Annotated in this window: 19 protein-coding genes; 3 read left to right on the forward strand and 16 right to left on the reverse strand. The window is 73.8% G+C overall.

The genetic code is table 11. The features are described from left to right. The first annotated feature begins 17 nt into the window (after nt 1-17). Nucleotides 18-1,949, forward strand: a complete 1,932-nt coding sequence (locus ACYU8I_RS14475) for a sensor histidine kinase (protein ID WP_460842070.1) — start codon at nt 18-20, stop codon at nt 1,947-1,949. On the opposite strand, the gene mnhG is transcribed toward ACYU8I_RS14475, so the two are convergent. Genes mnhG through ACYU8I_RS14505 form a run of 6 tightly spaced genes read right to left on the reverse strand, consistent with a single transcriptional unit; the run spans nt 1,946 to nt 8,350 of the window. Beyond that, nucleotides 1,946-2,323, reverse strand: a complete 378-nt coding sequence (mnhG, locus tag ACYU8I_RS14480) for a monovalent cation/H(+) antiporter subunit G (RefSeq protein ID WP_460842072.1) — start codon at nt 2,321-2,323, stop codon at nt 1,946-1,948. The genes ACYU8I_RS14475 and mnhG overlap by 4 nt on opposite strands. Further along, nucleotides 2,313-2,645 carry a monovalent cation/H+ antiporter complex subunit F gene (locus tag ACYU8I_RS14485; RefSeq protein WP_460842075.1) on the reverse strand — a complete coding sequence of 111 codons (333 nt, stop codon included), beginning with the start codon at nt 2,643-2,645 and terminating at the stop codon, nt 2,313-2,315. The genes mnhG and ACYU8I_RS14485 overlap by 11 nt, the downstream gene beginning before the upstream one ends. Next, entirely contained in the window at nt 2,642-3,229 is a 588-nt protein-coding gene (locus ACYU8I_RS14490) for a Na+/H+ antiporter subunit E (RefSeq protein WP_460842076.1), read from the reverse strand. Before ACYU8I_RS14490 ends, ACYU8I_RS14485 begins: the two co-directional genes overlap by 4 nt. Then, nucleotides 3,226-4,923, reverse strand: coding sequence for a Na+/H+ antiporter subunit D (locus ACYU8I_RS14495; RefSeq protein ID WP_460842078.1), 1,698 nt, complete (start codon nt 4,921-4,923; stop codon nt 3,226-3,228). Before ACYU8I_RS14495 ends, ACYU8I_RS14490 begins: the two co-directional genes overlap by 4 nt. Next, nucleotides 4,920-5,411, reverse strand: coding sequence for a Na(+)/H(+) antiporter subunit C (locus tag ACYU8I_RS14500; protein ID WP_460842080.1), 492 nt, complete (start codon nt 5,409-5,411; stop codon nt 4,920-4,922). Before ACYU8I_RS14500 ends, ACYU8I_RS14495 begins: the two co-directional genes overlap by 4 nt. After that, nucleotides 5,411-8,350 carry a Na+/H+ antiporter subunit A gene (locus ACYU8I_RS14505; RefSeq protein WP_460842082.1) on the reverse strand — a complete coding sequence of 980 codons (2,940 nt, stop codon included), beginning with the start codon at nt 8,348-8,350 and terminating at the stop codon, nt 5,411-5,413. Before ACYU8I_RS14505 ends, ACYU8I_RS14500 begins: the two co-directional genes overlap by 1 nt. A 150-nt stretch (nt 8,351-8,500) precedes the next feature. Here ACYU8I_RS14505 and ACYU8I_RS14510 point away from each other — a divergent pair, with 150 nt between their 5' ends. Then, nucleotides 8,501-10,483, forward strand: a complete 1,983-nt coding sequence (locus ACYU8I_RS14510; RefSeq protein WP_460842084.1) for a sensor histidine kinase — start codon at nt 8,501-8,503, stop codon at nt 10,481-10,483. Between the two features lie 15 nt (nt 10,484-10,498). Here ACYU8I_RS14510 and rodA read toward each other — a convergent pair whose 3' ends face one another. From rodA to ACYU8I_RS14560, 10 genes are all read right to left on the reverse strand, one after another. Continuing rightward, a complete protein-coding gene (rodA, locus tag ACYU8I_RS14515) occupies nt 10,499-11,677 on the reverse strand; it encodes a rod shape-determining protein RodA (protein ID WP_460842086.1) in 1,179 nt (392 codons plus the stop codon). Continuing rightward, the gene (gene mrdA / locus ACYU8I_RS14520) at nt 11,674-13,806 is read right to left on the reverse strand and encodes a penicillin-binding protein 2 (RefSeq protein ID WP_460842088.1); all 2,133 of its coding nucleotides are present in this window, start codon (nt 13,804-13,806) and stop codon (nt 11,674-11,676) included. Before mrdA ends, rodA begins: the two co-directional genes overlap by 4 nt. Nucleotides 13,807-13,810: 4 nt before the next feature. After that, the gene (gene mreD, locus ACYU8I_RS14525) at nt 13,811-14,326 is read right to left on the reverse strand and encodes a rod shape-determining protein MreD (protein ID WP_460842091.1); all 516 of its coding nucleotides are present in this window, start codon (nt 14,324-14,326) and stop codon (nt 13,811-13,813) included. Then, nucleotides 14,323-15,237 carry a rod shape-determining protein MreC gene (mreC, locus tag ACYU8I_RS14530; RefSeq protein ID WP_460842093.1) on the reverse strand — a complete coding sequence of 305 codons (915 nt, stop codon included), beginning with the start codon at nt 15,235-15,237 and terminating at the stop codon, nt 14,323-14,325. Before mreC ends, mreD begins: the two co-directional genes overlap by 4 nt. Before the next feature lie 48 nt (nt 15,238-15,285). After that, nucleotides 15,286-16,311: a rod shape-determining protein gene (locus tag ACYU8I_RS14535; RefSeq protein WP_460842095.1), complete on the reverse strand. Its 1,026-nt coding sequence runs from the start codon at nt 16,309-16,311 to the stop codon at nt 15,286-15,288. 129 nt (nt 16,312-16,440) lie between these two features. Continuing rightward, nucleotides 16,441-18,069, reverse strand: a complete 1,629-nt coding sequence (locus ACYU8I_RS14540) for an amidase (RefSeq protein ID WP_460842097.1) — start codon at nt 18,067-18,069, stop codon at nt 16,441-16,443. A gap of 39 nt (nt 18,070-18,108) precedes the next feature. Then, on the reverse strand, nt 18,109-18,516 hold the full coding sequence (ndk, locus tag ACYU8I_RS14545) for a nucleoside-diphosphate kinase (RefSeq protein ID WP_460842098.1): 408 nt from the start codon (nt 18,514-18,516) through the stop codon (nt 18,109-18,111). Nucleotides 18,517-18,533: 17 nt separating this feature from the next. Next, entirely contained in the window at nt 18,534-18,902 is a 369-nt protein-coding gene (locus ACYU8I_RS14550; RefSeq protein ID WP_460842101.1) for a DUF4233 domain-containing protein, read from the reverse strand. Next, nucleotides 18,902-20,278, reverse strand: coding sequence for a bifunctional folylpolyglutamate synthase/dihydrofolate synthase (locus ACYU8I_RS14555; protein ID WP_460842102.1), 1,377 nt, complete (start codon nt 20,276-20,278; stop codon nt 18,902-18,904). Before ACYU8I_RS14555 ends, ACYU8I_RS14550 begins: the two co-directional genes overlap by 1 nt. Next, nucleotides 20,271-21,164 carry a GNAT family N-acetyltransferase gene (locus ACYU8I_RS14560; protein ID WP_460842104.1) on the reverse strand — a complete coding sequence of 298 codons (894 nt, stop codon included), beginning with the start codon at nt 21,162-21,164 and terminating at the stop codon, nt 20,271-20,273. The genes ACYU8I_RS14555 and ACYU8I_RS14560 overlap by 8 nt, the downstream gene beginning before the upstream one ends. Before the next feature lie 92 nt (nt 21,165-21,256). Between ACYU8I_RS14560 and valS the strand changes: the two genes are divergently transcribed. Then, nucleotides 21,257-23,878 carry a valine--tRNA ligase gene (gene valS / locus ACYU8I_RS14565; RefSeq protein ID WP_460842107.1) on the forward strand — a complete coding sequence of 874 codons (2,622 nt, stop codon included), beginning with the start codon at nt 21,257-21,259 and terminating at the stop codon, nt 23,876-23,878. The last annotated feature ends 357 nt before the right edge of the window (nt 23,879-24,235 follow it).

The following is a 24,235-nucleotide window of genomic DNA, read 5'->3' on the forward strand; positions in this document are numbered from 1 at the left end:
AGCCGGGGGGCTGAGGCTTGGCGAACGAGCCTGCGCAGTGGCGTCCGTCGCGACGTCTCTCGACGCCTGCCTTCGCGGCCGCCTGGCTCTCCTGCGCCCTGCTGGTCCCGGTGCTCTTCGGGGCCCAGGTCCTGCTCGGCGCGGCCACGACGGGCGACGGCAGCGTCGCCCTGGTGCGCCTCGCGAGCCCGCTGGTGCTGCTGTGGGTGCTGCTGTCGTGGGGCGTCCCGGCCGCCCGTGGCTGGCGGCTGGCCGGCCTCGTCGCGACGGCGGCCCTCGGCCTGCAGCTCGCGGTGCCCCTGCTGGTCGTGCTCGGCGTGCCGCGGCTCGACGCCGTCCGCGAGGTCGTCGCCACCCTGCTGCAGGCGGTCGTCGCGCTCGCGGTGGTGCGCTGGCGCGGACGCAGCGGCACCTGCGCACCGCACCGGGCCGGCGACGTGGTGACCGTGCTGCAGGCGTGTGCCGTGGGCTCGCTGGCGGGCTCGCTCGTCGCGGTACCGCCGGGCCTCGCGACCGCGGTGTGGGCGCTGCTCGGGGCGGCGTACGCCTTCGTCGGCGTGGTCTGCCTGCTGCTGCTCGTGCACCGGCGCCCCCGCGAGGACGTCTCGCGCACCCGTCGCCGCGACGTCCTCGCCGCGACGGGCTCCACCACGGCGGTCGTCGCCGCGGTGCTGCTGCTGCCCGACCTCACGCTCTCGTGGTTGGTGCTGGTCCCGGCGGTCCTGGCCGGGCTGCGGCTCGGTCCGTGGGCGGCCGCGGCGTTCGGCCTGGTCGCCGGCGTGGTGGTCGCGGCGGTGCAGGCGGTGCTGGTCGCCACGGGGCTGCAGACGACCACGGACGCGTGGTCGATGACCGCGCTGATGGCGGCGTTCGTCGCCGTCGCGCTGGTGCTCTCGCTCGGTCGCGACCAGCGCGACCGGCTCTCGCAGGAGGTGGTGCGCCGGCGCCAGGCAGCGGTCGACCAGGCGGGGTTGCTCCAGACGCTGCTCGAGTCGATCAGCGACGCGCTCGTGCTCGTCGACGGCGACGGCGAGGTGCAGCTGCACAACCGCGCCGCGGTCGCGCTGCTCGGCGACACCCGGCTGCACACCGAGCCGAGGAAGTGGGTCGGTCGGCCGCGCGCCCTGCCCGGTGGCTTCAGCTACTCGGTCGACGCCGAGGACGACGCCACCCGGATCCTCTCGGTCCACCTCGCGCCCGTGCAGTACGCCGGCGCCGACGGCATCGTCGCCATCGCGCGCGACACCACGCAGGAGCACCACCGCATCGAGGAGCTCACCAGCTTCGCCGCGGTCGCCGCCCACGACCTCAAGACCCCGCTGACCGCCGTGATGGGCTGGCTCGAGGTGGCCGAGGACCAGCTCGTGAGCGACCCCGACGGTGCCGCCGAGGCCGTGCGCCGCGGGCTGCTGGCGACGCAGCGCATGACGGCCGAGATCGAGGACTGGCTCGCCTACACCGTGGCCCGCGAAGGTGCGCTGTCACCGGAGACGATCGCCCTCGCGCCGCTGCTGGCCGAGCTCGCCGCGACGTACGACGCCGCCACGCTGCGGCTGCGCGCCGAGGACAGCGTCGTCGCCGACCGCACCCTGCTGCGCCACCTGCTGGCCAACCTGGTCGGCAACGCGGTCAAGTACACCCGCCCCGGGGAGCAGCCCGACGTCACCGTCACCAGCGGCCCCGACGAGCGGTCGGGGTGGGTGCGGCTGCAGGTCGTCGACCGCGGCATCGGCATCCCCGCGGGCGAGGAGACGGCGGTCTTCGAGCCGTTCCGTCGTGCCTCGACCGTCGACGGCGAGTACGAGGGCTCCGGTCTCGGCCTGGCCCTGTGCAAGCGGATCGTGCGCCGCCACGGCGGCAGCATCTCGGCGCGGCGCAACGACGACGGCCCCGGCACCACGGTGAGCGTGCGGCTCCCCGCGCCGCGCTCGCCCGAGCACGGGGCCTAGGGCGCTCCACGCTGGTCGTCGCGGCGGGCGGTGGCGTCGCCGAGCTCGTCGACGACGAGCAGGTCGGTGCGCACCTGCCCGGCGCGGTACGAGGCACGGCCGAGCATGTGACCGGCCACGGGCGCCGTGACCATCTGGGCCACGACGACCAGCGCCAGCACGACCGACGCACCCGCGTCGCGCAGCTCGAGCCCGAGGCCGAGGGCGACGAGCAGCAGCCCCAGCACCTGTGGCTTGGTCGCCGAGTGCATCCGGGTCAGCAGGTCGGGGAAGCGGAGCAGCCCGACGGCCGCCACCAGGCTCAGCAGCGAGCCGAGCAGCAGCGCGACCGCCCCCAGCAGGTCGAGGACCTGGCCGACGACCTCACCGCTCATCGGGACCACCTCCCGGGTCCCCGTCGGCGTCGTCGGCCTCGACGTCGTCGCTGCCGGGGCTGAAGCGCGCGACGGAGACCGAGCCGACGAAGCCCAGCAGGGTGGCGACCAGCAGGAAGGGGAGGTTCTCGGCGTCGCGCCGCAGGGCGGCGTCGAGCGCCACGCCGCAGATGGTGATCGCGACCAGCACGTCGAAGGCGATGGCGCGGTCGAGCATCGTGGGGCCCCGGGTGATCCGGAACAGCACGACGAGCGCGGCCACGGCCAGCACCACGGCGCTCGCGCCGAGGACCCAGGTGTCGAGGGCGTCGAGCCAGCTCACGGGGCGACCTCCCTGCCCCGGGCCGGCTGCTCCAGCGGCGACAGGTCGGCGCCGAACGCCCGCACCACCCGGGCCTCCTGCGCCCACACCCGCTCGCGCACCTGCTCGACCTTGGCCTCGTCGCGCACGTCGATGACGTGCAGGAAGAGCGTGTGCGTGGGCCGGTGCGCCTCGACCACGACGCTGCCGGGCACGAGCGAGACCAGCTCGGCCACCACGGCCAGCACGATGTCGGACTCGGTGCGCAGCGGCACCTGCACCATGGCGTTGCGCAGCGGCACCGGCGGCCTGACGGTGATCCGGGCGACCTCGACGCTCGCCGCGACGACGTCGCCGAGGAACCTGCCGACCAGCACGAGCAGCGCCCCGGGACGCAGCCGCACCCGCATCCGCAGCGGCGGCAGCGGGAAGACGTAGCAGACGAGGACGCCGACGACGACGCCGCCGAGCACCGACAGCGCGCTGTAGGTGCCCCACAGCACCGTCCACACCAGCGCCAGCCACACCACCATCGGCCACTGCACGGCCCGGTAGCGCGACGGACGCACCTGGCCGCGGCGCGTGGTGCGGGTGTAGGGACTCACGAGCCACCCGCCTCGTCGACCGCGGTGAGGTACGGCGCCCGCTGCTGCAGGTCGGCGGCGGCGCGGTCGGTGTAGCCGAACAGCGGGCCGGCCACCACGGTGATGGCGAGGCTGACCGCCACCAGCGCGGCGGTCGGCCACGTCATCAGCCACGGCAGCCGGTGCGGGAGGGCGTCGTCCTGCAGCAGCTGGTGCAGGTCGCGCTCCCCCGAGGCGGCGTCGGTGACCTCGCGTGCGGCCTCGAGGTCGCCCTGGCCGAAGGCGACGGCGCCGACGTGCACGTGGCCGCGGTGCTCGCGCACCGGGGCCTGGGCCTCGGCCGCCGCGTCACCGCCCGGCTCGACGAGGATGCCGGCCATCTTGTGGGCCTGCTCCGGCGAGCGCCAGAAGGCCAGCGCCCACGTCTTGGCCACGGCGTACAGCGTGAGCAGGCTGGTCAGCGTGCCCCCGGCCACCAGCACCAGGGCCAGCCAGGAGCCCTGGTCGAGGCCCGCCTGCAGCAGCCCGGCCTTGCCGAGGAAGCCCGACATCGGCGGGATGCCGGCGAGGTTCATCGCCGGCACGAAGAAGAGCACCGCGAGCAGCGGGAAGAGCCGGGCGAGGCCGCCGAGCCGGAGCAGCGCGGTGCTGCCGGCCCGCCGCTCGATGAGCCCCACCACCAGGAACAGCGCGGTCTGGATGGTGATGTGGTGCGCGACGTAGAACACCGCGCCGGACAGACCGGCCTCGGTGGCCAGGCCGACGCCGAAGATCATGTAGCCGATGTGGCTGACGAGCGTGAACGACAGCATGCGCTTGATGTCGGACTGCGCGACCGCGCCGAGGATGCCGATGAGCAGCGTCGCCAGCGCGGCCCAGAGCAGCAGGTCGCTGAGCGGGCTGGCGGGGAACAGCAGCGTCTGGGTGCGGATGAGCGCGTAGACGCCGACCTTGGTCAGCAACCCGGCGAACACGGCCGTCACTGGCGCCGGGGCGGTCGGGTAGCTGTCGGGCAGCCACAGCGACAGCGGGAAGACCGCGGCCTTGATCGCGAACACGACGAGCAGCAGCAGCTGGATCATCAGGCTCGTCGACGCGGGCAGATCGTCGAGGCGCACCGCGACCTGCGCCATGTTGAGCGTGCCGACGGCGGCGTACGTCGTGGCGATGGCGACCAGGAAGAGCATCGACGACAGCACGTTGACGACGACGTAGATCGTGCCGGCGCGCACCCGTGCGCTCGTGCCGCCGAGCGTCAGCAGCACGTAGCTGGCGAACAGCAGCATCTCGAAGCTGACGAACAGGTTGAACAGGTCGCCGGCCAGGAAGGCGTTGGAGACGCCGGCGACGAGCGTCAGGAAGGTCGGGTGGTAGATCGAGACCGGCGTCTCCTCCTCGTCGCCGGTCATGCCCTGGCCCAGCGAGAAGAGCAGCACCGCGAGGGTGACGACCGACGAGACCAGGAGCATCAGTGCCGCCAGCCGGTCGGCGACCAGCGCGATCCCGAGGTCGACCCAGCCGCCCAGCCAGAGCACCTGCGGCCCCTGCGCGTCGGCGGCCCACAGCAGCACCGAGGCCACCACCACCACGGCGACCAGGACCACGACGCTGACCGTGCGCTGGGCGCGCGGGAAGCGGGAGAGCATCAGAGCGGCCCCGGTGCCGAGCAGCGGCAGCACGACGGGAAGGGGCACGAGGGCGCTGTAGTCGTTCACGGGCCCCCCTCGCGGGGGCGGGACTGCCCGTGGTCGCCGTCGTCCTCGGTGCCGTCGGGCACCTCGGTGTTGTCGTCGGGCTCGTCCTGCGAGCGGGTGGTCAGGCCGTAGCTGTCGGAGGTGGCGTCGTCGATCGCGAGGCGTCGGATGGCGGCGTCCTCGATGTCGTCCTGCACGTCGTCGTGCTGGTTGAGCTGCCAGCTGCGGTGGGCCATCGCGAGCACGAAGGCGACGGTGCCCAGGGTGATGACGATCGCGGTGAGGATGAGCGCCTGGGGCAGCGGGTCGGCCATGTCGGCGGGCTCGGCGGAGCCGTAGAACGCCGACTCCCCCGCCGGGCCACTGGCCGCGAGCAGGGCGAGGTTGACGCCGTTGCTGAGCAGCAGCAGGCCGACGAGCACGCGGGTCAGGCTGCGCTCGAGCATGAGGTAGACGCCCGCGCCGCACAGCACCGCCGTGGTCGCCACGAGGACGAGGTTGACCTCCATCAGGACCCCACCCCCTGCTCGGCGGCGTCTGAGACGTGTGAGGCATCGGAGGCGTCGGCGGCGTCGGCGGCCTCGCGCTCGGCCCGCAGGATCTGCCGGTCGAGGCGCGAGCCGAAGGTGCGCAGCAGGTCGAGCACCAGGCCCACGACGACGAGGTAGACGCCGATGTCGAAGCCGACCGACGAGACGAGGTGCAGCTCGCCCCCGACCAGCGGGACGTCGACGTAGACGTCGGCGGTCTGCAGCACCGAGCCGCCGAAGGCGACCGGGCCGAGGCCCGACAGCGCCGCCACGAAGAGGCCGGTGCCGATCAGCACGCCGGCGTCGACCGGGGCGGCCTCGTCGAGCTCGTAGCGCCCACCCGCCAGGTAGCGGACCATCAGCGCGAGACCCGCGACCATGCCGGCCGCGAACCCGCCGCCGGGCAGGTTGTGGCCGGCGAGGAGCAGGTAGACCGAGAACACCATGATGGTGTGGAACACCAGTCGGGTGACCACCTCGAAGATGATCGAGCGCCGGTCGGGGCTCAGCGTGCGCGGGCCCGGCAACCACACCCGTCGTCCCGGGCCGGTCGCCTGCTTCTCGACGCCCTCGGGGTACGGGATGTCGAAGACCCGGCGGATAGAGGTCGAGCGCGAGTCGAGGAAGATCAGGCTGGCCACGCCGGTGGCGGCGACGACCAGCACCGAGATCTCGCCGAAGGTGTCCCAGGCGCGGATGTCGACGAGGGTCACGTTGACGACGTTGCGGCCGTAGCCGAACTCGTAGGCCATCTCGGCGAAGGCGGCCGAGATCGGTGTGGCCGCGCGGTCGCTGCCGGCGACGAGCAGGAAGCCGGCGACGGCGACGCCGACACCCGCGGCGAGCGCCATGCGGCCGAAGCGGGTGACCCGCAGCGGGCGGTCGGTGAAGTAGTCGGGCAGGCGTCGCAGCACCAGCACGAACACCACGAGCGTGACGGTCTCGACGAGCACCTGGGTCAGCGCGATGTCGGGCGCGCCGTGCAGCAGGAAGAGCACCGCGCAGCCGTAGCCGCAGACGCCGGCGAGCACCACGGCGCGCAGCCGGCGTCGGGAGCGCACCGTCATGACGGCGGCGGCGACCATCACCAGCGCCACGAGCAGCTGCGCGGGGCGGTCCCAGAGCCGCACCGCGAGCGGCTCCTCGCGGGTGACCAGCCCGACGACGAGCACCGAGCCGGGCACCGCCAGCATCACGCCGAGGATGATCGCGAGGTAGAACGACACCGAGCCGCGCTGGAAGGCACCGGTGACCTCCACCGCCGACCGGTCCACGGCCCGCATCGCGTAGCGGTAGGCCCCCTCGGCGCTGACCGGTGGTGCCAGCCGGTGCTGCAGCCGGCAGACGAGGTCGTTGGCGCGGAAGAGCAGCGCACCGCCGACGACCGTGACCGCGGACAGCAGCAGCGGGAGCTCGAGGCCGTGCCACAGCGCGAGGTACTCGTCGTGGCCGCGGGCGGGGAGCGTGTCGGCGTACGGCGCGACCACGGCGGTCAGAGCCGCGCCGGCGAAGCCCAGCACGACCCCGAGGCCCGAGAGCAGCACCGGGGAGACCGCGAAGGGCGCGGCCAGCGGCTTCAGGGCGGTCGGCTCCACGCCGGACTTGTCCGCGAAGGTGCCCCACACCCACCGCGCGCTGTAGGCCGCGGTCAGCGCCGACCCGGCGACGAGCCCGAGGAGGACCAGCCAGCCCGCCCAGCCGGGCACGCCCGGGGTCTCGCCGTCGGCCAGCTCGAGCAGCGCGGCCCAGATCGTCTCCTTGCCGACGAAGCCGAGGAGCGGCGGCAGGCCGGCCATCGAGGCCGCCGCGAGCACGCCGGCGACCGCCAGCACGGGCAGCCGTCGACCGACGCCGGAGAGCCGGTGCAGGTCGCGGGTGCCGCTCAGCTTGTCGACGATGCCGACGACCATGAACAGCGTGGCCTTGAACAACGCGTGGGCGAGCAGCATGCCGACGCCGGCGAGGGCCGCGGTGCGGCTGCCGATCGCGAGCACCACGGTGAGGAAGCCGAGCTGGCTGACCGTGCCGTAGGCCAGCAGCAGCTTGATGTCGTTCTGCCGCAGCGCCCGCCAGCCGCCGGCGAGCATCGTCGAGGTGCCCAGGGTCAGCAGCACGAGGTGCCAGCCGGGCACCCCGGCGAAGGCCGGCGCGAGCAGGGCGACGAGGTAGAGGCCGGCCTTGACCATCGACGCGGCGTGCAGGTAGGCGCTCACCGGGGTCGGGGCCGCCATGGCGCCGGGCAGCCAGAAGTGGAAGGGCACCTGTGCCGACTTGCTCAGCGCCCCCACCAGGACGAGCAGGACCGCCACGGTCGTCGCGGGCCCGGAGGGCGGGTCGGCGAGGATCGAGGAGATCCGCAGGGTGCCGGCCTCGAGCCCGAGCAGCAGCATCCCGACGAACATGACCAGCCCGCCGAGCGTCGTGACGACGAGGGCCTGGATCGCGGCGAGGCGGCTCGAGCGAGACGTCGGCTCGAAGCCGATCAGCAGGAAGCTGAAGACGGTGGTGAGCTCCCAGAAGACGAACACGAGCAGCAGGTCGTCGGCGACGACGAGGCCGAGCATGGCGCCGACGAAGGCGGTGAAGCCGGCCGCGAACCCGCGCAGTCCCGGGGCGTCGCTGCGGAAGTACCACGCGCAGTAGGCCATGACGAGCACGCCGATGCCGCACACCACCAGCGTCATCAGCCACTGCAGCGCGCCGAGCGAGAAGGCGAGCTCGATGCCGAGAACCGGAACCCACGGGCGCACCTCGGCGACCCGGCCGCCGTCGAGCACCGTGCCGGTGTGGCCGAGCGCCCACACCACCGTCGCCAGCGGCGCGAGGGCGAGCGGGAGGAACGCCCGTGCTCCGAGCCGGCCGACCAGCACCGGCGCCACGCCGGCCGCGAGGACGTGGAGGGCGACGAGCGCGAGCAAGGACGGCCTCTCGGTCGACGGGGAGGTCGGCAGGGCGCATGACGTGACCACCGGCCCTGCGGACGATCCTAGTGGGCCGGGTGGGGTTCGCCCGACTCGGTCCTGCCGCGGCCGTCCGGCACCTACACTCACGGCCGGGAAGGGGGACCCATGCCACCGCACGGTCAGGGCGCGAGCGACGACGCTCGAGGGTTCCGTGCTGCTCACGTCGCCATCGCTGCGGTGGCCTACCTGGCCGCGCCGTACCTGGGCCTCGACGGGTTCGTCGACCCCCGCGTCTCGGAGGTGTGGCCGCTCGGCGGTGTCGGCTTCGTGCTGCTCATGACGCTGTGGGAGCTGCCCCGCCGGTGGTTCGCGTTGCTGCTCGTGGCCATGACCGGCCTCACCGCCGGCACCGCCCTCGCCTTCGGGTACGCCGTCCCGGAGGCGACGTGGACGGCCGTGACCGCGACCGCCCAGCCGCTGCTCATGGCCGTGCTGCTGCGGCGGTGGCTCGCGACCCCCGGGTGGCGCCCGGAGCGCCAGTCCGACATCGGGGCCTACCTCGGCGCGACCCTGCTCTCGACGACGCTGGTGGGCCTGGTCGCCGGCTACCCCCGGCTCGACCTCGCCGACCTCGACTCCGTGGTGCTTGTCTGGTGGGTGCTGCGCAGCTCGGTGTTCTGCTTCGTCGGCGCGCTGCTCTTCGCCGTGCTCTTCGCCCCGGCGCGACGCAGCCCGCTGCCCCCGGCGCGCTGGTGGAGCACGGCGCTCGTGGTGGCGGTCGCGGTGGCGTGCGTGGTGGGCACCTACCTCGACTCCACGCTGCCGCTGTCGTGGCTGCTGCTCCTGCCCAGCGTGTGGGCCGGCCTCGCCTTCACGGTGCGCGGCGCCGCCTGGGCCTCGCTGCTGGTCGCCCTGCTCGCCGCCGCCATGACCTACGTGCCCGGGCTGCGCTTCGGCTACGAGGGTCCGCTCCCCGCGGCGACCATCGTCGACCTGCTGGTCATGGCCAGCACCGGCTTCGCGCTGCTGCTGGCGCTGATGCGCGAGCAGCGCGCTGCGCTGATCGAGGAGCTGGCGCGCCGCGGGCGCGAGTCCGACGGCCGTCGCGAGCTGCTCAGCACGGTGCTCGACACCATGGCCGAGGGAGTGCTGCTGCTCGGGCGGAGCGGCCTGCGGGCCCACAACGCCGCGGCCCGGCAGCTGCTGGGCCGTCCGCTCCCCCGCGACCCCGACGTGGCGTGGACCGACCTGTTCCACGTCCGTGACGCCGACGGGCGGGCGATCGACGAGGAGGCGATGCGCGGGCTGCTGCGCCACCCGGGCCCCGAGCCGCACGAGCTGCAGCTCGAGGTCGACGGCCGCACCAGGGTCGTCGAGGTCGTGGTCACCCGGCTCGTCCACGAGCTCGACGACCGGGAGGACGACCACCCCCGGGCCGTGCTGCTGCGCGACGTCACCTCCCAGCGCGAGCGCCTGCGCGAGCTCGGCGACTTCGCCGGCCTGGTGGCGCACGACCTGCGCGGGCCGCTGACCGTGCTCGACGGCTGGCTCGAGCTGGCGGTCGAGCCCGACGCGTCCCCGGAGGAGGCCGAGGCCGCGCTGGTGCGCGCACGCGAGGCGAGCGTGCGGATGCGCCAGGTCATCGAGGACTGGCTCTCCTACACCGTGCTGCAGCACGGCCAGCCCGACCCCGAGCCCGTGGCGCTCGCCGAGGCGGCCGCCGCCCTGGTCGAGAGCCGCCGCACCCACGCCGACGGGACGAGCGGGCCGCGGATCCACCTGCGGCTGGACCACGTCGTCCACGCCGACCCCGGGCTGCTGCGCCAGCTCCTCGACAACCTCGTCGACAACGCCGTGAAGTACACCGCGGCCGACCAGCAGCCCGTCGTGCGGCTCAGCTCCTTCGACGACCACGAGCCGGGCTGGGTGCGGGTCGAGGTCAGCGACGAGGGCATCGGGATCCCCGAGGGCCAGGAGGAGGCGATCTTCGAGGAGTTCCACCGCGGCCCCGACGAGGGGCGCAGCCGCGGCACCGGCCTGGGGCTGTCGCTGACGCGCCGCATCGTGGCGATGCACGGCGGGCGGATGTCGGCGCGCCGCAACGACGGCGCCGGCTCGACCTTCAGCTTCACGCTGCCGGCCGCCTGACCACCGGCACCGGGCTCAGCGGCCCCGGACGCCCCAGCCGGCGCCGCGTCCGCGCACCGCGATGTTCTGCAGCAGCCCGATGGCCATCATCGTGGCGAACATCGACGAGCCGCCGTAGGAGACCAGCGGCAGCGGCACGCCGGTCACCGGCATGATGCCCAGGCACATCCCGATGTTCTGGAAGGTCTGGAACGCGAACCACGACGCGATGCCGGCCGCGGCCACGCGGCCGAACATGTCGTCGGCCCTCCGGGCCACGAGCAGCGCACGCCACAGCAGCACGCCGAAGAGCACGATGAGCAGCCCGGCCCCGACGAGGCCGAGCTCCTCGCCCGCCACGGTGAACACGAAGTCGGTGTGCTGCTCGGGCACGAAGCGCGAGCGCGTCTGCGACCCGTCGAACAGACCCTGGCCGAACAGCCCGCCGTTGCCGATCGCGATCCGTGCCTGCGTGGTGTTGTAGCCCGCACCCAGCGGGTCGAGGTCGGGGTCGATGAAGGCCAGGAAGCGGTGCAGCTGGTAGGTCTTCAGCAGCCCCAGGGCGATCACCAGGCCGGCCAGGGCGACGCCGCCCCCGACCAGCGCGGCCAGCCAGCGCCGCGGCACGCCGGCCACGGCCAGCACGGCGAACACGGTGGCCGAGAGCACGAGCATGGTGCCGAGGTCGGGCTGGGCGATGATCAGCACCGCCGGGACGCCGGCGATCGCCCCCATGAGGGCGACGTCGACGAGACCGACGCGTCGCTGGCGCGAGTTCTCGACGCGTTCCGCCACGACCATGGCCATCATCGTGACCACGGCCAGCTTGGCGAACTCGGCCGGCTGGATCGACAGCCCGCCGATGACCAGCCACGAGCGGGAGCCGTTGATGGTCGAGCCCATCACCAGGACCAGCAGCAGGCCGAGGACGGAGCCGGCGTACACCAGGGGCGCCAGGATGCGCACCCACCGGTGGTCGACGGCGAAGACCGCCAGGGCGAGCACCAGCCCGATGGCGACGTTGACGAGGTGGCGGTGCAGGTAGGCGGTGGAGTCGCCGCCGACGAGCAGCTCGTTGGTGGCGGTGGCCGACCACACCAGCAGGGTGCCGATGAGCGTGATCGCGCCGGCCGCGCCGAGCATCGTCCAGTCGAGCGGCGGGACCACGACGCGGCTGCGGGAGACCGACAGGCGCTGCAGGGGCAGGACGGTCATCGCTCGACCTCCTCCTCGCGGGCGGGGGGCAGGATCGAGCCGTCCTCGGCGAAGGTGGGCAGCGCCTCCGGCGGGCGGGTGCCGGCGATGGCGGCCCTGCCGGGCACGACGCGGTCGCCCTGGACGCCGTAGAGCGACTCCCAGATCTTGCGGATCGCCGGGCCGGAGGTGCCGGAGCCGGTCCCGCCCTGGCTGACCATCATCACCACGGCGTAGTCGTCGTTGTAGGAGGCGACCCACGAGGTGCTCTGCTTGCCGTAGACCTCGGCGGAGCCGGTCTTGGAGCGCACCTTCACCTGCTCGTTGGGGAAGCCCTCCATCCGCCAGGCCATGGTGCCCTCGGTGGTCACCCGCGCGAGCGCGTCGTCGATGTAGGACAGCACGTCCTCGCGGACGGGCAGCCGGGCCTGCACCTTCGGCGCGATCTCCCGCACCTGCTCGCCGTCGGGGCTGACGACGGCCTTGGCCACGCGCGGCTCGTAGAGCACCCCGCCGTTGCCGAGGGCGGCGTACCCACGGGCGAGCTGGAGCGGCGTCACGACGGTGTCGCCCTGGCCGATCGAGAAGTTGACCGCGTCGGTGACGCGGTACTCGTTGCCGATCTGGCAGAACTCGCGGGCGAAGCGGTGCTGGAAGTCCTCACCGGGCTCCTCGCCGAGCTCGCAGTAGTAGTCCTTCATCTGCTCGTAGTAGGCCTTCTTCCAGCGACGGTCGGCGATGCGGCCGCTCGCCTCGCTGGGCAGGTCGACGCCCGTGGTCGTGCCGAAGCCGAACGTCTTGGCCATCGACACCAGGGGGTCCTCGGCCTTCACGTCGCTCGGGTCGCTGCCGTACTTCTGCCACTCGTCGAAGCCGATGCGGTAGAAGAACGTGTTGCAGGAGACCTCGAGCGCCTTGGCGAAGTCGATGTAGCCGTGCGAGGCCGACTCCATGTTCTTGAAGGCGCGGTTGCCGACCTGGAAGCTCGAGGAGCACGGGAGCACCGTGCCGGGCCCGTAGCCGTCCATCATCGCGCCGGCCGTCACGAAGGGCTTCCAGGTGGAGCCGGGGGCGAACTGGCCCTGGGTGGCGCGGCTGAGCAGCGGCGTGCCGGCCTCCTCGGAGTACAACCGGTCGAGCTGCGCCTGCTTGATGCCACCCGACCAAACGGTCGGGTCGTAGGTGGGCTGGCTCGCGATCGCGACGATGCGCCCGGTGCGCACGTCGAGCACGACGGCGGCGCCGCTGTCGGCGACGAAGGTGCGCCCCGTGACGGGGTCGACGGTGCCGCGCGCGGTCGAGATCGTGCCGGCCAGCTGCTTCTCCACCACCGACTGCACCTTGGCGTCGATCGAGGTGACCAGGGTGCTGCCGGGGACGGCCTCGACCTCGCCCGACTCACCGAGCACGCGACCCTGGGAGTCGACCGTGACCTGGGTGTAGCCCGGGGTGCCGCGCAGCTCGGCGTCGTAGGACTTCTCGACGCCGGAGCGACCGACCACGGAGGCGCCGTTGACGGAGGTGTCGCCGTCGGCCTCGGCCTCCTCGAGCTCGCCGCCGGTGATGGGGCTGAGGTAGCCCAGCACGTGGGCGGCGTTGATGCCGTAGGGCGCGGGGTAGGCGCGGACGTTCTCCTGCTGGGCGAGCACCCCGGGGAACTCCTCGGTGCGCTCGAGCAGCTTGACCGCGACGTCCTGGTCGACGTCGGTGGCCACCGGCACGGGCTGGTAAGGCGAGCCGTTCCAGCAGGTGCCGGCGACCGAGCCCTCCTGGCCGCAGAGCACCATGCGGGCCTCGATGGTGTCGACGTCGACGTCGACCACGCGGGCCAGCCGGCGCAGCACGGCCTCGCGACGCTCCTCGTCGAGCTTGCCGACGAGGGTGCGGTCGACCGTGACGACCCAGCTGCTGCGGTTGGCGACCAGCGGGCGGCCCATGTCGTCGACGACGAGTCCGCGGGCGGGCTGCACGACGACGTCGCGCACCGACTGCTCGGCAGCGGCGGCCTGGTAGCCCTCGCCGGTGAGCACCTGCATGTACCAGAGCCGGGCGAAGAGGGTGACGAAGAGCGAGAGCACCAGGGCCTGCACGACGAACAGGCGCAGCCTGCTCTTCTCGGAGGCGTGGCGACGGATGAGGACGGCGGCCATGGACCTAGGCGGCCAACTCGTGGCTGACGGGGCGCTCGAAGACGGGCAGCAGCAGCGGCACCACCACGGGGGCGACCACGACGTCCCACAGCAGCGCGATCAGCACGACCTGCAGCAGCTGGCCGGGCGGCAGCGTGAGGTCGCCGAGCACCAGCCCGGTCAGCGCGAACAGCGAGGAGGCGACGAAGGAGCAGACGGCGACGAGCCCGACCACGGCGAGCGGGGAGTCACGGACCTCCGAGCGGACCCGTCCGGCCAGGGCCGCCGCGACGACGAAGGCCAGTGCCCACTGCCCCACGACGTGGTCGGCGGGCGGCGCGAGGTCGAGCAGCAGGCCGGCCACGAGGGCGACCACGGCGCCGTAGCCGGGCCCGCGCACCACGCTGGCCGCCACCACCACGAGCAGCACCAGGTTGGGCACGACGCCGTTGACAGCGACGACAGGCAGCGCGGCGACCTGGAGCACCACGGCCAGGACGACGACGACGGACGCCAGCAGCAGTCGGGTCAGGTGGCTCATCGCTCGCCCTTCGTGCCGTTGAGGACGACGCGGTCGCCCTCGGTGTCGCCGGGGACCACGACGCCGACGACGTCGAGGGAGGTGAAGTCGACGTAGGGGTCGATGACGGCCTGCTTGGACAGCTCGCGCGGCGTCGAGAACACCGACTCGACCGTGCCGATCGGGATGCCCGAGACGTAGGGTCGTCCGCCCTGGCTGCCCCACGTGACGACGACGTCGCCCTTGGCGGGGGTCACGGTGTTGTCGGCGAGGTCGAGGTCGAGGCGGCTGCGGGCGTCGGTGACGCCGCGGCCGCGCAGGAAGCCGATCTCCTGGTTGGATCCGAGACGGGCGCCGACGACCGACTCGGTGTCGACCACCAGCAGGACGGTGGCGGTCGAGCGGGTGACCTCGACGACGCGGCCCACGAGGCCGTCGTTGTTGAGCACGGTCATGTCGCGGCGCAGGCCCGAGCTGCTGCCGGCGTCGATGGTGACCGTGCGCGAGAACGACTGCATCGGGCCCATGGCCACGACGCGGGCCGCCACGAGGGAGTAGCCGGTCTCGTTGGCCTTGGTCATCAGCCCGTCGAGCTCGGCGAGCCGGTTGCGGTCGAGCGGCAGCTGGTCGGCCTGCGCGCGGAGCCGGGAGTTCTCCGAGCTCAGCGTCGCGACCTCGTCGCGCAGGTCGCGGTTGCTGCTCATGTAGCCCGCCGCCTCGCGCAGCGGGCGGGTGGCGACGGCGGTCGCCGACTCGACCGGGCCGACGACGTCGCCGACGACGTCGCGAGCCAGCGAGAACGGCGCCTGCGCCTGGCCGCTGGCGTCGAGGGTCAGCACCACGACCGACGCGGTGAGCATCGCACCCACCACCCGGCCCGAGCCGCGCTTGCGCTGGCGCCCGAAGCCGCCGCGCTCGTGCGCGCGCACCACCGGGCGCGACGTCGATGCGCCGCGGCGGAGTCGTCGTACGGCCACGGCCTAGCGCCCCCGGTCCGCGACGAGGACCTGCTGCAGCGCCTCGAACTCCTCGATGCACTTGCCGGCCCCGTGGGCCACCGAGGTGAGCGGGTCGGCCGCGATGTGCACCGGCATGCCGGTCTCGTGGCGGATCCGCTCGTCGAGACCGAGCAGCAGCGCGCCGCCGCCGGTCAGCACGATGCCGCGGTCCATGATGTCGCCGGCGAGCTCGGGCGGGGTCTGGTCGAGGGTGGTGCGCACCGCGTCGACGATGCTGTGCAGCTGCTCCTCGATGGCCCGGCGGATCTCGGGGCTGGAGACGGTGACCGTGCGCGGGAGGCCCGAGACCATGTCGCGACCCCGGACCTCGGCCTGGCGCTCCTGGGCCAGCGGGAAGGCCGAGCCGAGGGTCATCTTGATCTCCTCGGCGGTGCGCTCCCCCAGCATCAGGGAGTGCTCCTTCTTCATGTAGGCCACGATCGCGTGGTCGAGCTCGTCGCCGGCCGTGCGCACGCTGAGGGTGGTGACGATGCCGCCGAGGGAGATGACGGCGACCTCGGTGGTGCCGCCGCCGACGTCGACGACCATGTTGCCGGTCGCCTCGTGCACGGGCAGCCCGGCGCCGATCGCGGCGGCCATCGGCTCCTCGATGATGTAGACCCGCCGGCCGCCGGCCTGGTAGCCGGCCTCCTTGACGGCACGCTGCTCGACGGCCGTGACACCGCTCGGCACGCAGATGATCATGCGGGGCTTGGCGAAGTAGCGGCGCTTGTGCACCTGCTGGATGAAGAAGCGCAGCATCTCCTCGGTCGCGTCGAGGTCGGCGATGACACCGTCCTTGAGCGGTCGGATCGCGGCGATGCCGTCGGGGGTGCGCCCGACCATGCGCTTGGCCTCGTGGCCGACCGCGAGCACCTCGTGGGTCTGCTCGTTCATCGCCACGACGGAGGGCTCGTCGACGAGCACGCCACGACCGCGGACGTAGACCAGGGTGTTGGCGGTTCCAAGGTCGACGGCCATGTCGCGGCCGATGAGACTGCCTGCCATGTGAACGCCTCGCTGCGTCGAGAGCCGGGGAAGCGACGGGGCGCGCACCCCACCGTGAGGCGAGGCTATGAGCCGGGTGGGCCGGGGCTGCGCCGACACGCCGCCCGGTCAGCGGTGGTTCGCCGCAGGTCAGCCGGTCGGCAGGGCGCGCAGGTAGCGCGGGGGGCGGCGCACGTCGGTGGCCCGCTCCCAGGCGCGGCCGAGAGCCAGCAGCGTGGGCTCGCTCCACCGCGGACCGAACAGGCTCATGCCCACCGGGAGGCCCTCGACGTAGCCGGCCGGGACCGTGAGGTTGGGGTAGCCCGCGACGGCCGCCGGGGTCGAGGAGCCGAGCAGGAAGTGGTCGCCGTTGACGAGGTCGGTCGGCCACGCCGGGCTGTTCGTCGGGGCGAGGATCGCGTCGAGGTCGTGCGCGGCGACCGTCTCGTCGATCGCGCGCTGCCCGGTCGTGGTGGCCCGCTCACGGGCCGCCCGGTAGTCGGGGTCGCTCAGGGGCCCGCGCCGCTGGGCGCTCTCGAAGGTCTCCTGACCGAACCACCGCAGCTCGCGCCGGGCGTTCGCCTCGTTGAAGGCGATCAGGTCGGCGAGGGACTTCGGGAACCGCGGCGCGGTGGTCCGCAGGTAGTCGGCGATCGCGGCCTTGAACTCCGTCTCGAGCGCGACCGTCTCGGGCTCGTACGCCGCCTCGACGTCGACCTCGACGTCGACGACGGCCGCCCCGAGGCGCTCGAGCCGGGCCACGGCGCGCTCCATCACCCGCTCGGTCTCGGGCGAGGCACCCGCCGAGGCGTCCCAGTAGCCGATGCGGGCACCGCGGAGGGAGGCCCGGCCGAGGTCGGCGGTGTAGTCGTCAGCCACCTCCCCCACCTGGTCGGCCGTGGCGTCGTCGTCGGGGTCGACGCCGGTCAGCGCCCCCAGCACGACCGCCGCGTCGGTGACGTTGCGGGTGATGGGGCCGGCGGTGTCCTGCTCGGGGCTGATCGGCACGATGCCGGTGCGGCTGGCCAGGCCCAGCGTGGGCTTGAGCCCGACGACGCCGTTCTGGCCCGCCGGGCACACGATGGAGCCGTCGGTCTCGGTGCCGAGGGTGACCGTCGCCAGCGAGGCGGCCGCGGCAGCGCCGCTGCCGGAGCTCGAGCCGCACGGGTTGCGGTCGAGCACGTAGGGGTTGGAGGTCTGCCCGCCGACGGCGCTCCAGCCGCTCGACGACTGGGCGCCGCGGAAGTTGGCCCACTCCGACAGGTTGGTCTTGCCGATCACGACGGCCCCGGCCGCCTCGAGGCGGCGCACGACGAACGCGTCGGGCGGCGTGCTGCCGCGCAGCGCCAGGGACCCCGCCGTCGTCGGCATGCCGTCGGTGCCGATGTTGTCCTTGACCAGCACGGGGATGCCGAGCAGCGGGCGGTCGTCGGTGTCGGCGCCGCGGGCACGGGCCCGGTCGGCGGCGCGGGCCTTGGCCACCGCCCGCCGGTCGACGGTGACCACGGCGTCGAGCCGGCGGTCGAGCCGGGCGATGCGGTCGAGGTAGAATCGGGTCAGGCGCACCGAGCTCAGCCGCCCGCCGTCCATGGCCCGCTGCAACCGCGGGATGGTGGCGCGGTCGACGTCGATGCCCGCGACCACGGTCGAGCCGCCCGGACGTGGCCCGGGCGCCGCCTGCGCCGGGCTGGGCGAGGGGCCCGTCACCGGGGCGACGAGCAGGGTGGAGGCGAGGGCGGCGGTGCCGAGCAGCGCGCCGGTACGGGTCCCGAGAGGCATGTACCACCTCACCCCGGCCCGGCGACGCCGGTCAAGGGATCAGAGGTCGGGGAACCACAGCGCGATCTCGCGCTCGGCCGACTCGGGGCTGTCGGAGCCGTGCACGAGGTTCTCGCGGTTGGACAGCGAGAGGTCGCCGCGGATGGTGCCGGGGGCGGCCTTGCGGCCGTCGGTGGCGCCGTTGAGCGCCCGCACCACCTCGATCGCCTCGTCGCCCTCGAGCACAGCGGCGACCAGCGGTCCGCTGGTGACGAAGTCGCGCAGCGGCGGGTAGAAGTCGCGCTCGACGTGCTCGGCGTAGTGGCGGTCGGCCTGCGCGGCGTCGATGTGGCGGAGCTCGAGGGCGACCAGGCTCAGGCCCTTGGCCTCGAAGCGGCCGAGCACCTCGCCGACGAGGCCCCGCCGCACGGCGTCGGGCTTGAGCAGGACCAGGGTGCGCTGCGACATGGCGGCAACCTACCGCCCTACGCGGTCCCCTCCGGGGGCCGGCCGGGGAAGTTGCCGGTGCGGGTCCACTCCGCCCGTTCGCGCTCGATCTTGGCCCCGAGGAGGTACGCCGTCGCCCACAGCGCCAGGAAGACCACGCCGAGGGTCACCATCACCGGCACGAGCAGGCCGACGGCGATGCTCGCGACCTGCAGCACCCAGCCGAGGGCGTAGGCCCAGCGGAAGCGCAGCAGCCCGGCGAGCAGGATCGCTGCCACGGCGAGGCCGATCCCGAGCGCGACGGCGCGCCCGGTCGGCACGTCGGCGACGGTGATGAGCACCGGCGTCGTGAGCGCGAGCACCAGGGCCTGCATGGTGAGGATCGCGGCGCAGAGTCGGCGCTGCATCAGACGGGCTCCCTCGTCAGCAGCGCCCGGGCCTCGCCCACCGTGACCACCGAGCCGGTGACCAGCACGCCGCCGGAGCCGATGGCCTCGCCGAGCGCTCCACCGGCCTCGGCCAGGGCCGCGGCCTGGTCGACCGCGTCGGCCAGCGTGGCGGTCTCGCTGACGCGGTCCTGGCCGAAGATGCCCCGGGCCACCTCGGCCAGCTCGGCGACCGGCAGCGACCGGTCGCTGCTGTTGCGCGTGCACACGACGTGGGCCAGCTGCGGCTCCAGCGCGGCCAGCAGCCCCTCGGCGTCCTTGTCCTCCATCACCGCCACCACCCCCACGAGCGGGTTGAAGGTGAAGGAGTCGTCGAGCGCCTCGACCAGGGCCTCGGCACCGTGCGGGTTGTGGGCCGCGTCGAGCACGATCGTGGGCGAGCGACGCACGATCTCGAGCCGCCCGGGCGAGGTCACCTCGGCGAACGCCTGCTCCACGGCCTCGGCGTCGAGGGGGTCCTCGCCCCCGACGAGGGCCTCGACCGCCGCGAGCGCGAGCGCGGCGTTGTGAGCCTGGTGGGCGCCGTAGAGCGGCAGGAAGACGTCGTCGTAGGAGCCGCGCAGCCCCTGCAGCGACACCACCTGGCCGCCGACGGCCGGGGTGCGGCGGGCGACGCCGAAGCCGACGCCCTCCAGCTCGAGGGTCGCGCCGACCTCCTGGCAGCGCTGGGCCAGCACCTCGGCGACGCCGGGCAGCTGCACGGCGCTGACGACGCGGGAGCCGGGCTTGACGATGCCGACCTTCTCCAGCGCCACCTGCTCGGGGGTGTCACCGAGGTAGCGGGCGTGGTCGACCGCGACCGGCGTCAGCACCGCCACGGTCGCGTCGGCCACGTTGGTGGCGTCCCAGGCGCCTCCCATGCCCACCTCGACCACGGCGACGTCGACGGGGGCGTCGGCGAAGGCGGCGTACGCCATGCCGACGACGGTCTCGAAGAACGACAGCGGGTGGGGCCGGTCGGCGTCGACGAGGTGGGTGTACGGGGCGACGTCGTTGAAGGCGCCCACGAACGCATCCTCGCTCATCGGCTCGCCGTCGAGCACGATGCGCTCGGTCATCGACTGCAGGTGAGGGCTGGTGAACCGGCCCGTGCGCAGCCCGAGGGTGATGAGCAGCCGCTCCACCATGCGTGCGGTCGAGGTCTTGCCGTTGGTGCCGGTGAGGTGCACCACCGGGTAGCCGCGCTGCGGCTCGCCCAGCAGCTCGCAGAACGCCCGCTCGCGGTCGAGGGTCGGCTCGAGCCTGGTCTCGGGCCAGCGGCTGAGGAGGGCGTCCTCCACCTCGGCGTAGGTCTCTGCCGGTCGTGGGGCGGGGCGCGCCTGCGGAGCATCAGTCATGGCCCCTCGAGTCTAGGAGCAGGTCGACCATGTCCGTGACGGGCTCGAAGCCCAGCCGCTCGTAGAGCCGGTTCGACACCGGGTTGGCCTGGTCGGTGAACAGGCACACCTCGGCGCCCTGCGCGGCGAGCCGTTCCGCCAGGGCCGCCACGGCTGCCCCGGCGTACCCGCGCCCGCGCAGCGGCGCCGGGGTGTGCACCGGCGCGATGCGCGCCACGCCCTCGGCCGGCGGGTTTGCGCCGAGGACGTGGACCGGCTCGCCGTCCTCCCACCACCACAGCCGGTCCTCGCGGACGCGCAGCAGCACCTCGCGGGGGTCGGTCGGCGACCCTGCCCGGGGCTCGCGTCCCGCCTGCACCTCGACGTCGCGGTGGAAGTCGTCGAGCCACGCGGCAGCGAGGTCGACCTCGTCGGGCCGCACGGGCCGCAGGCCTCCGGGCACACCGGCGGGCGGGCGCAGCCGCCCGAGCCGGTGCAGCCGCGTGCGCATCGCCACGGCGACGCGTCGGCCGGCGAGCGCGGCGTACTCCTCGGCGAGGTGGTGGGCCAACGGCTCCACGCCGTTGACGGCGCCCACGTCCTCGCCGCGCGCGTGCAGCAGCTGGGCGAGGGCCCGGAGGTCGCGCTCGGGGGTGGCGAGCACGAAGAGCGGGTGCGGCGGACGCTCCGCGGCGCGCATCACCATCCCGACCGGGTCGTCGCCCTCGTGGACGATCGCGAACCAGTACGGCCGCCCGGCCGGTGCGGGCTCCCCGGCCTCGCGACGCCGCACGTCGCGCCGCAGGGTGGTGGCCACGACGCTGCTGCGCAGCGGGTCGCGACGCAGCAGGGGCGTGGCGAGCGCCAGCGCCTCGGCGGGGTCGTCGGTCAGGTGGAGCGCGGCCATGCCCGAGCCTCACCGGCCCCGGCCCGCGCTGTCCAGCGACTTCCCGGGAACTGGTTCGCGACCAGCGTGGGGCCCTCCGTATCGTTCGCGCCATGACTGACGCCCCTCGCGACGAGCAGACCACGTCCGGCACGACGACCGCCCCCGCCGCGGTCGTCGTACCCGACAAGGTCGCGCTGGAGGGGCTGGAGGAGCGGTGGTCGCAGGCCTGGAAGGACGCCGACACCTACGCCTTCGACCGCACCCGGCCGCGCGAGGAGGTCTACTCGATCGACACCCCGCCGCCCACCGTCAGCGGCAGCCTCCACGTCGGGCACGTCTTCTCCTACACCCACACCGACCTCGTCGCACGCTTCCAGCGCATGCGCGGCAAGGCGGTCTTCTACCCGATGGGCTGGGACGACAACGGCCTGCCGACCGAGCGTCGCGTCCAGAACTACTTCGGCGTGCGCTGCGACCCCTCGCTGCCCCACGACCCCGACTTCGTCCCGCCCGAGAAGCCCGACCCCAAGCGGCAGGTCGCGGTCAGCCGACCCAACTTCGTCGCGCTGTGCGAGCAGCTGGTCGAGGAGGACGAGCAGGTCTTCGAGGCGCTGTGGCGCCGGCTCGGGCTCTCGGTCGACTGGAGCCAGACCTACACCACCATCGGCCGCACCGCGCAGACCGTGAGCCAGCGGGCCTTCCTGCGCAACTTCGCCCGTGGCGAGGCCTACCTGCAGGAGGCCCCCACGCTGTGGGACGTCACCTTCCAGACCGCCGTCGCGCAGGCCGAGCTCGAGGCGCGCGAGTACGCCGGCGCCTACCACCGCGTCGCCTACCACGGCGCCGACGGCCCGATCTTCGTCGAGACCACCCGCCCCGAGCTCATCCCCTCGGTCGTGGCGCTCGTCGCCCACCCCGACGACGAGCGCTACCAGCCGCTGTTCGGCACCACCGTCACCTCGCCCGTCTTCGGCGTCGAGGTCCCGGTGCTCGCCCACCCCGCGGCCGAGCCCGACAAGGGCGCCGGCATCGCGATGTGCTGCACCTTCGGCGACCTCACCGACGTCCAGTGGTGGCGCGAGCTGCAGCTGCCCGTCCGCACGGTCGTCGGCCGCGACGGCCGGCTCGCGCGCGAGACCCCCGACTGGCTGCAGCAGGCCGACGCGGCGTACCAGGAGCTCGCAGGCAAGACCGTCTTCAGCGCCCGGGAGGCGATGGTCTCGCTGCTGCGCGGGAGCGGCGACCTCGACGGCGAGCCGAAGGCCACCCAGCGCATGGCGAACTTCTACGAGAAGGGCGACAAGCCGCTGGAGATCGTCGCGACGCGCCAGTGGTACCTCACCAACGGCGGCCGCGACGCCGACCTGCGACGCGAGCTCGTGGAGCGCGGCACCGAGATCGACTTCGTCCCGGCGCACATGCGCCACCGCTACACCAACTGGATCGAGGGCCTCAACGGCGACTGGCTGATCTCGCGCCAGCGCTTCTTCGGCATCCCGTTCCCCGTCTGGTACCCCCTCGACGACGAGGGCCAGCCCGACCACGCCCACCCGCTGATGCCGCGCGAGGACCAGCTGCCCGTCGATCCCTCGACACAGGCGCCCTCGGGCTACTCGGAGGACCAGCGCGGCCGGCCGGGCGGGTTCGTCGGCGACCCCGACGTGATGGACACCTGGGCCACCTCGTCGCTGACCCCGCAGCTGGTCTGCGGCTGGGAGCGCGACGACGACCTGTTCAGCCGCACCTTCCCGATAGACCTGCGCCCGCAGGCCCACGACATCATCCGCACCTGGCTGTTCTCGACCGTGGTCCGCGCGCACCACGAGAACGGCACGGTGCCGTGGCACCACGCCGCGATCTCGGGCTTCGTGGTCGACCCCGACCGCAAGAAGATGTCGAAGTCCAAGGGCAACGTCGTCGTCCCGACGGACATCCTGGAGCGCTACGGTGCCGACGCTGTTCGCTGGCGTGCTGCCATGGCCCGGCCCGGCCTCGACTCCCCCTTCGACGAGACCCAGATGAAGGTCGGTCGTCGGCTCGCGATGAAGGTCCTCAACGTCGCGAAGTTCGTCATCGGCAGCGTGGGCGCCACCGAGGTCGGTGCCGACGCGGTCACGGAGCCGCTCGACCGCTCGCTGCTGACCCGCCTGACCCGCACGGTCGACGAGGCGACCGCCGCCTTCGAGGCCTACGACTACACCACGGCCCTCGAGGTCAGCGAGCGCTTCTTCTGGGACTTCTGCGACGACTACGTCGAGCTGGTCAAGGAGCGTGCGTACGCCGACGGCGATGCCGCGGGCGCCGCCTCGGCCCGCGCGGCCCTCGCCACGGCCCTGCACGTGCAGCTGCGGCTGCTCGCGCCCTTCCTGCCCTACGCGACCGAGGAGGTCTGGTCGTGGTGGCAGCAGGGCTCGGTGCACCACGCCGCCTGGCCCGTCGCCGACGAGCTCGGCGAGGCCGGCACCGCGGGTGACCCCGCCGTGGTCACCGTCGCGGCCGCGGTCCTCGCCGGCCTGCGGGGGGCCAAGTCGACCGCCAAGGTCGGCATGCGCACCCCGGTCGTCGCGGGCACGGTCACCGGCTCGGCCGCGACCGTCGCCGCCGTGCGGGCGGTGGAGCGCGACCTGCGCGCCGCCGGGGTCGTCACCGGTGCCCTCGACCTGGTCGAGGCCGACGGCGAGGCCGGTCCGCGGGTCGAGGTCGAGCTGGGCGACCCGCCGCCCAGGCGCTGAGCGGGAGCTGATCGGGCGGGGCTAGTCGCCCTCGCCCCTCCGGGTCGGCCGCGGCCGCGACTGCGCCGTGCGCAGACCGCCCGGCAGGGTGCCATTCTCGCACCCCTGGCCGGGGTGCTCCGGTGCAGGCTCCGGCGCCGGCTCGGGTGCCGGTGCAGGCTCGGGTGCCGGAGCTGGCTCGGGTGCCGGAGCAGGCTCGGGTGCCGGAGCAGGCGCAGGCTCCGGTGCGGGAGCGGGAGCGGGCTGCTCGACGGGCGGCGCGGGCTCGGACGGCTCCGCGGGCTCGGACGGCTCCGCGGGCTCGGACGGCTCCGCGGGCTCGGACGGCTCCGCGGGCTCGGACGGCTCCGCGGGCTC

It is taken from the genome of Nocardioides marmoraquaticus (assembly GCF_054777915.1).